1 protein-coding gene is annotated in these 1628 nt (G+C 58.8%); it reads right to left on the bottom strand.

Features of this window, described 5'->3' with window-relative positions:
* Positions 1-144: 144 nt before the first annotated feature.
* On the bottom strand, positions 145-1521 hold the full coding sequence (locus Q8M85_RS20680) for an IS1182 family transposase (RefSeq protein ID WP_305548205.1): 1377 nt from the start codon (positions 1519-1521) through the stop codon (positions 145-147).
* Positions 1522-1628: the final 107 nt, after the last annotated feature.

Here is a 1628-nt window from a genome sequence, read left to right as displayed (position 1 = left end):
CCTAGCAGCCTGTCGGTCTTCTCATCAATTTTGCCTGCAACCCTGCATTGTGGGGAAAATTTGATCGGGTTTTCCTCACACAGATTTTTAGATTTCCATCAAATAGCTTTTCACACGCTCAAGCAGCACCGTTGCCGTCGCACATCATGCCGTTGCGGCTCGACACGACCCAGCCAGCACAAACATTCGCTTCACGTTCCACGCCATCGCCACCAGATTCCACTCGCCTTTGACGTGTTCCAATCCGCGTAGTGAGAATTGGCGGAAGCCCCCTATCGCCTTGATGATGCCAATCACCGGCTCCACGGTGCATTTGCGTTTCGCATAGAGTGCCCGCCCCGCCCTCGTCAGGAGCCCCTGCCGCATCCGCTCCACCTCCGTGGCGTCTTCCTTGAGCGGCGGTGGGTCGGCCCATCGCGCCAGCGGATCAAGGTGATGTGCCTCCCGCTTCATCGCAATCAGCGGGGTCATCGCCTGCTCACCACAGGCCTTGACGTTGGCTTCGGAAAAGTCCCCCGTGTCCGCGACCAGGTGGACCGGTTGCCCCAGTTCGCCCGGCAAGGCCTTGAGCTGCTTGAGGATGGGTGCCACCTGTTGTGTGTCATTGCACGCCTGCACGGTGTCGGTCGTCACGATCAGCATATGGTCCATGTCTACCGCAAGCTGACCGTTGTAGCATTGATCAAATCCGCCACCGGATACTTTCATGATGCGGGATTCTTCGTCGGTGAGATTGATCTGGTCTTTGTCCCGCGCACCTTCTACCGGTGGCACAGGCCGTGTGCCGCGAGCAGGCTTGCCGCGGTCCCTCGATTTGGCCGCACGCGTATCCAGCTTGGCCTGGTAGTCGGCCGGCTCCTGCTCGAACCGTTCTTTGGCATGTTGTTCGATCTTGATTGTAGCTGCGGCGATGGCCTTGAGCCGGTCTCCACGCCGGGTGATTTCTTCGGGCAGGTTCATGCCATCCGGTATCGTTTCGTTGTCCGCCGCCTCGGCCAATTCCATGAGCGTCGTGACTTCACCCTGCAGTTGCACGTCCAGCTGCTTGATGTGCCCGTAACTCAACGCACGGTGCTTGGATGCGTTGGCGTTGAGCTTGCTGCCATCCAGTGCAATGTTCCCGAGCTTGAGCACCCCCATCGTGCGGGCGATCATCAGCCCTTGCACCATGAGCCCTTCGATCTCTTTCAAAAACCGTTTGCGAAAGGTGTTCAGCGTGTCGTGGTCGGGGTGTTCGTCTGCGGCCACAAAGCGAAACGCCACGGAATCGTAGGTGGCGTGCTCCAGGTTGCGGCTCGAGAACACGCCGGTGGCGTAGCCGTACACCAGGATAGACGGGAGTAATGCCGGATGGAACGGGGCGCTTCCGCGGGTGCCGGAGGCGCGCTCCATGGGCTTCACGTCCAGTGGCTCGACGATTTCAACGATGAAGCGGGCCAGATGCTGTTCCGGCAGCCAATCGTGCATCGACGGCGGAAACAGGTAGTTCATCTCACGTTTGATGGGTTTGAACCGGCTCATACAGACTCTCCAGCTTGTTGAGGAACACGCGTCAGTATACCGATGTGCAAGAGTCCGGCGTCGGGTTTTAGTGATTTGATAATGCGGGAAGTCCGACAGGCTCCTAG

It is taken from the genome of Tabrizicola sp., assembly GCF_030694085.1.
Classification (GTDB): domain Bacteria; phylum Pseudomonadota; class Alphaproteobacteria; order Rhodobacterales; family Rhodobacteraceae; genus Tabrizicola.
Note: the sequence above shows the minus strand (reverse complement) of the source record. Positions and strands in the feature narration are given on the sequence as shown.